7 protein-coding genes and 1 pseudogene are annotated in these 7,176 nt (G+C 64.3%); 5 read left to right on the top strand and 3 right to left on the bottom strand.

Annotation, left to right across the window (positions count from 1 at the left end; translation table 11 throughout):
• Positions 1–283: pseudogene (locus VJ811_RS06530) on the top strand (siroheme synthase); the annotation flags it as partial.
• On the opposite strand, the gene VJ811_RS06535 reads toward VJ811_RS06530, so the two are convergent.
• Positions 280–726, bottom strand: coding sequence for a hypothetical protein (locus tag VJ811_RS06535; protein ID WP_324071452.1), 447 nt, complete (start codon positions 724–726; stop codon positions 280–282). The pseudogene VJ811_RS06530 and the gene VJ811_RS06535 sit on opposite strands and share 4 nt — an antisense overlap.
• 175 nt (positions 727–901) lie before the next feature.
• Here VJ811_RS06535 and VJ811_RS06540 point away from each other — a divergent pair, with 175 nt between their 5' ends.
• The 3 genes from VJ811_RS06540 (at position 902) to VJ811_RS06550 (ending at position 3,095) form a co-directional block, all read left to right on the top strand.
• Positions 902–1,048 (top strand): hypothetical protein, encoded by a 147-nt coding sequence (locus tag VJ811_RS06540; protein WP_324071453.1) that lies wholly within the window; start codon positions 902–904, stop codon positions 1,046–1,048.
• Between the two features lie 122 nt (positions 1,049–1,170).
• The gene (locus tag VJ811_RS06545) at positions 1,171–2,223 is read left to right on the top strand and encodes a HEAT repeat domain-containing protein (protein WP_324071454.1); all 1,053 of its coding nucleotides are present in this window, start codon (positions 1,171–1,173) and stop codon (positions 2,221–2,223) included.
• Positions 2,211–3,095, top strand: coding sequence for a transposase (locus VJ811_RS06550; protein WP_324071455.1), 885 nt, complete (start codon positions 2,211–2,213; stop codon positions 3,093–3,095). Before VJ811_RS06545 ends, VJ811_RS06550 begins: the two co-directional genes overlap by 13 nt.
• Positions 3,096–3,138: 43 nt before the next feature.
• Here the strand turns inward: VJ811_RS06550 and VJ811_RS06555 are convergent, their stop codons facing one another.
• Entirely contained in the window at positions 3,139–4,290 is a 1,152-nt protein-coding gene (locus VJ811_RS06555) for a type ISP restriction/modification enzyme (RefSeq protein WP_324071456.1), read from the bottom strand.
• Positions 4,229–6,424 (bottom strand): N-6 DNA methylase, encoded by a 2,196-nt coding sequence (locus VJ811_RS06560; RefSeq protein WP_324071457.1) that lies wholly within the window; start codon positions 6,422–6,424, stop codon positions 4,229–4,231. Before VJ811_RS06560 ends, VJ811_RS06555 begins: the two co-directional genes overlap by 62 nt.
• A gap of 360 nt (positions 6,425–6,784) precedes the next feature.
• Here VJ811_RS06560 and VJ811_RS06565 point away from each other — a divergent pair.
• Positions 6,785–7,176 (top strand): GTP-binding protein (locus tag VJ811_RS06565; RefSeq protein ID WP_324071458.1); only part of this gene is annotated, 392 nt, incomplete at its 3' end.

The raw sequence follows: 7,176 nt of genomic DNA on the forward strand, positions 1-7,176 counted from the left end.
TAGCGACGCGGCGGACAAGGTCGAGCGCTGGCTGGCAGGCGAGGCATCCGTCGTGCCCTCGCGCCTCGAAACCATTCACCTCACCAGCACCGACCCCGACGACCTCACGCTGCGCGCCGCGCGGCTGCTGGGCGAGGCCGATCATGTCTACCACCCGGCGACCGTCCCCCCCGCCATCCTCGACCGCGCCCGCGCCGACGCCGTCCGGTACGTTACGCAGGCGGCGCCCGCCGAACCGCTGCCAGGTTTGTCGCTGTGGCTTGAGCTCGGGGGGCCGGCCTAAGGCGCGATCGCCAGCCCGTCGCCATTCTTGCCCGCGGCGATCCGGCGCAGCACCGCGCCGCTCGCAACGTCGATTTCCGCAACCTTGTCGTGCCCGGTCTCGGCGGCATAGAGCCGCTTCGAATCGGCGCTGAACAGCAAAGTCACCTGGCCCTTCGCCTGCTCGCCCGACACCCTGATCGTGCGCAGCGGCGCGCGGGTTTCGGCATCGAACAGGCTGATCGTGCCGCTCGCGATATTGCTCGTCGCAACCAGCTTGCCGTCGGGCGAGATCGCGATCTCGTGCGGCATCTTGCCCGTCGGCAGCCGCGCCAGCTCCTCCCCCGACGTCAGCGCGATGACGCTCAGCGTGTCCTCGCCCTTGTTGCCGACGAGCAGGGTTTCGGCCGCCGCGGGCGCGGCGAGCGACAGCGCGCAAAGGACGGCGGCGATGGTGCGGCGCATGGCGTGTCTCCCGGTTTCGATGCGCCACCCTATCCCCGGCGCGCGCCGCCGCAACCCCGCTTCGACCAGCGACATGGCCTGCGATTACGATAAGTTAACTGGGAAGCGGCCGTCCGCCTTCCTAGCCCTGTTCCCGGCGGCAGGTCGCGCCGCCGGTCAGGACAGGAGGGGGAATATGGGGCTGCCATCCATCGATATCGAGGCGCTGCCTTTGCTCGACACCGCGGTCGGCTTGTTCGGCTCGCTCGTCAGCGAAAGCGCGTCGTCGGGGCCGTCGGTCTTCGAAATCGCCGTCGCCATCGCGCTGATCGTCTACGATTGATCCGCGGCGGGAACGGAGGCCCGCCAACCCGGCGTCCTCCGTTCCCCCCGTTTTTCGGGCCAAGCATCATGCCATCCCGCCACGACCATTTCCCCCGTGCCGATACCGCGCGCCGTCGGGCGATGCGCCGCGCGGCCGCCGACCTCGACGCCGCGTGGAAATCGGCCGACACCGCCCCCGGCGGGCTGGTGACCGCGATCGCGGCGCTTGCCGATGCGCCCGCCGGCGTCGCGATAGCGCGCCTGCTTCCCTGGCTCTCCGACACCGGCTGGCTCCGCGGCCGGCTCGACGCGGCGCTGGCGTTGCTCGCCGCCGATCCCTTTGCGCGCCCGCCGCTGCGGATGGTGGGCGGCGGCAATGGTGCTGCGGGCGGCCTGGTCCTCGCCGATCATGGGGCGATCCGCCTGACGCTCCAGCTGCGGCCTTTTGCGGAGAATCGGACCGCGCCAGGCACGGCGATCTTCGTCCCCGGCGGCGCGGCGATCCATGTCCTCGACGGCGGCGGCGCAGAGCTTCGCGCGCATAGCGTGGCGGTCAGCGCGGCCGAGGAAGCCGGCGGCTTCACCGCGAAGGGCGCCGCACCATGCCACAGCCGGCCGCCGCGCCCGCTGCGGACAGGCGAGACGCTGATCCTCGACACCGCACGGCAAAGCTTCACGCTTCAGCACGGGGCCGCGGGTGCCCGCCGCGACATCCTGTTCCTCGAGCTCACCGTCCAGCCGCCCTCGCGCCTTCCCATCCGCGCCTATGACATCGCAAGCGGCCGGCTGACGCACGTCAGCGCCTCGCGCCGCGACAGCAGCTTTCGTGCAATGGCGCTCGCCTTGCTGCGCCAGCTCGGCCGCACCGACGCCGCGCCGCTTTTCGCCGCCGAGGCGGCAAGCGAGGATTTCGCCGCGCGCTGGAACGCGATGCGCGAACTGGTCGCGCTCGACCCCGCGGCGGCGCTTCCGCATCTGGCGGCGATGGCGGCCGCCGATCCGCATCCCGAGGTGCGCGCCGCGGCTGCGGCAACATACGGACTGATCTCCCTGCCTTCCGGTGAGACGGGGCGGGAGGGGGGTGGCGGGCCGGGGTCTTGCACAAGCCCGGCGCCCGCCACCCCCAAACCGGCGGGCCGCGCGCCCGATCCTGTCCCTCATCGCGCCCCCCATCGCGCCCCATGCCCCGCTTGATCGACCCGCCCGCGGGCGCCGCGCTCGACATCGAAGAGGTGACCGCGCGCCTCGACGAAAGCGGCGTCGATCTCTCCGACGAGGCGAGCATCGCGCGCTGCGCCGACCTCCTCGCCGGGCTCGCGCGCAACCCCGACTTTCTCGCCGGCCGCGTCATCGCCGCGCTCAAGGCCAGCTACGCCGACCAGCTCGAGTTCAACCGCTATACGGCGCAGGTCTTCCTCCTCCACCGCAGCGCGCGCGGCTTTTACCTGCGCGCCAATATGTGGCCCTCCGAACGCGACGCCGCCTACACGACGAGCGGCCCCGCGGCCTTCTCCTACGCCGTTCCGCACGACCATAATTTCAGCTTTCTCACCGCCGGCTATTTCGGCCCCGGCTATGTCAGCGATTATTATGAGGTCGATCCCGAAACCATCGACGGCCGCCTCGGCGAGCCGCTCGACCTCAAATTCATCGAGCGCAGCCAGCTCGATGAGGGCAAGCTAATGCTCTACCGCGCCCACCGCGACATCCACAGCCAGCTCCCGCCGCCAAGCCTCTCGGTCAGCCTCAACATCATGGACGAGGGCGACCAAGTCCCCTGGCGCGACCAATATATCGTCGACCTGGACCACGGCACGATCGCCAAACGCCCAACGTTGACCAGCAGCGAAATGTTGCTCCGCTGCGCGGTGCATTTGACGGAGAATGGGAGGGATGTGGCCGAGCAGTTCGCGAAGGCGCACCCGGTGCCGCGCGTGCGGGCGAATGCGATTGGGGCGCTGGCGGCGGTGGAGGAGGGGGCGGGAAGGGCGGCGGTGCTGGAGCGGGGGATGCGCGATAGCGATACGCGGGTGCGGGACGATTGTGCGCGGTGGCTAGCGCTATAGTCCCCCTCCCGCTTGCGGGAGGGGCTAGGGGAGGGCATGTTTCCTATTCCAGGGGCAATTCGATCTCGCGCATGATACGGTCGGTCTCGTTCAAGACTCTGACGATCTTCTGATAATGGCCGATATCGTCCCACGACAGCGCCCTCCCGCGCCGGTCCTTCAGCCATTTCTGCGCGGGCTGATATCCGCCGATATGGAAATTCCACGCAGTCTCGGGCACGCCCTCGAAATATTGGTCCGTGTTGATGAACACCCGGCCCAGCGCCGAGCCCGCTTTATCGTCGCCCCGGACTTGATCCGGGGTCCCGCTTTTCTCCCATTTCGGAAACCCGCTCGCAACCACATCATCGCTCTCGCCGTCATAGCGATAGGGCGTCTCGCCGATCGCCGCCGCTTCCATCAGATGCAACCGCCGCAGCGCCTCGCCCTTTTCGCTGACATGCGCGAACACCTCCGGCGATTTTGGGTAGGGAATGCGCGGAAAATCGATCTTCAAAAACTCGGCAAAGGTCTCGCGATAGGCGGGCGAGTGCAGCGCGCCATAGATATAGTCGAAAACCTTGACCTCGCTCGGCCGCGCTTCTCCGGTGGCGGCGCGGAAGTCGTCGTCGGGTCCGGCCTGGTCGGCGGGGTCGATTCCTGCGGCCTTGCAGATGGTGGCGTAGAGCTTGGGGTCAAGGTTGAGGCGGATGGTCTGGTCGAGCGTCCCTTCCTCGGGATAGAGATAAAGGGGCAACAATTGCGAGATGCCCTTGTTTGAGAAGATAGCGCGATTGTCGATTATCTTATCAACGGCCACTACTTGGCTGTAACCAGCGTCGCCCTGAATGGCCTGCCGGGCAATCATCAAACCAAGATCGTTGCGCTTGAAGAAGTGGTTCATAGCCCGCTCTCGCCTATGCACGGCGACATGAGAATTGTAGACCGTGAACCTGACGTCGAAGGGCCGATAGAGCACTGGGGTTATCAGCGATCTCCAATCGGTATTTGGCAGAGCCTTTTTTGCCGCCTGATAATTCCACTGACTCTGAGAGCAGAGCCGGAACAGGCTTCGCGCCTCGGCCTCGTCGCGCGTGGCCAACAACGCTTCGACCTTTTCCGCTGCTTCCCAGCTATTCCACGAAATGGCGAACTCATCTTGGGTAGTTACGATACCCGGCGCAGGGCTGCCGTTCGGGGAAAACAAGTCGGCCACGGAGAAGCCGACCAGATAGGCAGCTTCCGTTTCCTTGTTGGTCGGCTTGAATCGCCAAGGTGGGGATTGAGGCGAAACGTCCTGCTCGCACATCGCCCGCACGGTTCCGGCCCATAACGCTTCGTTCTTGGCTGCGCGGCTGCCCCAGACTTCGCCATGGCGGACTTCCGAAAGCTCGGCCTGCCGAGCCACTGCCGAGCCTAATTGCTATAAATATAGCGACACCTTGTTGAATATCAAAGATATTTTTGTCTGAAGAACCGTCCGGAGCTACTTCTTTTTTCTTGGCGTTGCCATGCAGGTCTAGCACGTAAATCCGATCGAACGTCTTCCGCAGGTGGTCACGCATATCGAGGAACGTGGGATTGTCGAGATAGCTATGGTTGGTGATGAAGGCCAACACACCCGTGCCGTTCCGCTCGATCATGTGTTCGCCAAAGCGAATGAATTTCACATAGTCGTCGGACAGCCACTTGGCCTGGGCCGGACGCTTCAATTCCGGGCTGACCTTGTAATCGGCCATCAGCCCTTCGATCCATGCACTCTTGTTGGATGAGTGCCCCGAATAAGGCGGATTCCCAATCACGCACATAATCGGCGTTTGCCGCTTCACCTCGCTCGCCCCGCGCGCTTCCTCGGCGAGCGGTTGAAAGAACAAATCTTTCACGTCGCGCTCGGCAGGTTCGAGGGAGTTGGTCAGCCAGACCGACAGGCGCGGCGGCTTGGCGCTTGGTTTGTAACCGGTCTCGGTCAGCATCATGTCCAGCTTCATATGGCACATGGCGTAACTCGCCATCAGCAGCTCGAAACCGTGCAGCCGCGGCATCAGGTCCTGCTCGACATAGTTCGACCATTTGCCCGGCGCGCGCGCCTTCACCCGGTCCGAAATCAGCTGCACCGCCTTCGCCAGAAAAGTGCCCGTGCCGGTCGCCGGGTCGAGAATCTGGACCTTGTGGACCTCCCGCTTTTCGGTCAGCGGCTTGCCGGTTTTGGGGTGGTTCAGTCCCGTGTCCCAGTCGACCGTGACCTTGCTGGTATCGGCCAGCCCATCGGCCAGGCCGAACTCGGTCTTCAGCACGTCGTCAACCGCGCGGACGATGAAATCGACCACCGGTTCGGGCGTGTACCAGACGCCCCGGCTTTTGCGTTTTTTGGGATTATAGGCGGCGAGGAAGTCTTCGTAGAAATGGATGAAGGGGTCGTTGCGCGCGGTGAACTTGCCGAAATCGCGGAACAGCGAATGCGGATCGCTCGCGCGCATCACATGCACCAGGTCGTCGACGATATATTTCAGGCGCGGCGGCAATTGCGGCCCGGCGATATATTCGAACAGCCCTTTCAAAAACGGGTTCGACGCGGGCAGGCGCTCCATTGCCTCCTGACGGCTGAACGTATCCAGATCGGTGTCGTGAAACCGCGCCGCGAACATGCCGTAAGTGATCGTTTCGGCATAAATGTCGGCAAATTCGCCGGGTTCGAGCGCAGGGAGCAGATTCGCCTTGAAGCTCTTATACTGCCCGCCGAGGCCGGAGCGAAATTCCGGGTCTTCGCTCAGCGCGATGCCGATCTCGTCCTTGATGATCGCCGCCTTCGCCGCCATCATTTCGGCCAGTTTTGCCGCCGACCTTATGCTGATCGGCTTCGCTTCGGCGAAGAGGCGCAGTTGGCGTTCCAGTTCCTCAAATCGATCGGGAACGGGCTGCAATCCCATCAGGAAATCGGCGATCGACACGAAATGAACCTGCGCGCCATCGCGGATAAACTCGAAATCGACGCCATTCGTGTAAATCAGGTTCGGATAGGCGGCCTCGTACCGCTTGCGCTGCTCGATCGAATAGCCCTTCAGCTTGATGACATCCTTGTCGATGTCCTTCGCCTCGGCCCATCCGAACGGCACGCCGTCGCGCTCGAACAGGAAATCGACCATGCCCGCGTCGCCGCGCTTCGGTTCGTTGACGACCGTGATCGCCGGGTCGATGCTCTGGAACAGCCTGAACAGCGCGGGGCGATAGCTATGCTCGGTCGCGTGCCCGCTCTCGAACTGCGCGCGCACCTCATCCAGATAAGTCGCAATATCCATTCGTCTTTTCGCCCCCGATGCGTCGCGCTCACGTCGGCGCACAGTGGCGACCATCGCGAACCGGGGCAAGCCCCTCCGCGCCCTCCGCGTCTCCGCGCGAAAAACCTCTTTCCTACATTATCCCACTATGCCAGCGTCCCTCCACCGGCTCTTTGACTCGTTGGAAATCTGCTGCTCCGCCGCAACGCATCCGCGGCGAAAGGTCGCGGCCGGTGCGACCTTTGCAACCTTGCGCCCCTTTGCGACGGGGACGACATCTCCTCTTTTCCGGCTCTCCGGGAAAGCGGCAAAAGGGTACGTCATTAGGCTGAACTTCCCTGAACTTTGCCCGCGCCTTGGATGAAAATCGCGGCGCCCGCGCGGGGCCGTCCACTCTCTGCTGACATCGCCGCAAACCCCTGCTAGTGCGCGCGCATGACCACGCCTTTGTCCCATATCCGCAATTTTTCGATCATCGCGCACATCGATCACGGCAAGTCGACGCTCGCCGACCGCCTGCTCGAACTGACCGGCGCGCTGTCTGAGCGCGAGATGGAAAATCAGGTGCTCGACAACATGGACCTCGAACGTGAACGGGGCATCACGATCAAGGCCCACGCTGTCAGGCTCGACTACAAAGCCCGCGACGGTCAGTCGTACGTCTTGAATTTGATCGACACGCCCGGCCACGTCGACTTCTCTTACGAAGTCTCGCGTTCCCTGTCGGCGTGCGAGGGAGCGTTGCTGATCGTCGATGCCTCGCAGGGCGTGGAAGCGCAAACGCTCGCGAACACTTACCTCGCGATCGAAAACAATCTCGAACTGAT

Origin of the sequence: Sphingopyxis sp., from assembly GCF_035250425.1 — a bacterium.
In the GTDB taxonomy this organism is placed as follows: Bacteria; Pseudomonadota; Alphaproteobacteria; order Sphingomonadales; family Sphingomonadaceae; genus Sphingopyxis.

Coding starts and splice junctions, on each gene's coding strand:
- VJ811_RS06535 (WP_324071452.1), bottom strand. CDS start 726: ATGCGCCGCACCATCGCCGCCGTCCTTTGCGCGCTGTCGCTCGCCGCG.
- VJ811_RS06545 (WP_324071454.1), top strand. CDS start 1,171: ATGCGCCGCGCGGCCGCCGACCTCGACGCCGCGTGGAAATCGGCCGAC.
- VJ811_RS06540 (WP_324071453.1), top strand. CDS start 902: ATGGGGCTGCCATCCATCGATATCGAGGCGCTGCCTTTGCTCGACACC.
- VJ811_RS06550 (WP_324071455.1), top strand. CDS start 2,211: ATGCCCCGCTTGATCGACCCGCCCGCGGGCGCCGCGCTCGACATCGAA.
- VJ811_RS06560 (WP_324071457.1), bottom strand. CDS start 6,424: ATGGTCGCCACTGTGCGCCGACGTGAGCGCGACGCATCGGGGGCGAAA.